General features: G+C 42.1%; 1 pseudogene. It reads left to right on the top strand.

The window, feature by feature from the left end:
- Positions 1–233: pseudogene (locus tag SB658_RS27745) on the top strand (cell wall-binding repeat-containing protein); the annotation flags it as partial.

The following is a 233-nucleotide window of genomic DNA, read 5'->3' as shown; positions in this document are numbered from 1 at the left end:
CATATGGGTAAACACGCACCTGTTGTATTGTTAGAAGAAGGTAAAGCTTCACAACCAGTGTATGACTTCCTCGCTAGTATTCAACCGAAGTTTAAAGATGACCCAACGCTTGGACCGTATAACCACGGCTTCTTATTAGGAAGTACGAGTGATATTTCATTTGAAACACAAGGTATACTGGATGAGAGGTTAGAGATTGTGCAAGAAAGTGGTCAAGGGCACGGTGGACATTA

Origin of the sequence: Bacillus sp. SIMBA_008 (assembly GCF_046535495.1) — a bacterium.
Classification (GTDB): Bacteria; Bacillota; Bacilli; order Bacillales; family Bacillaceae; genus Bacillus; species Bacillus subtilis.
This window is presented reverse-complemented; position numbering and strand designations above follow the sequence as displayed.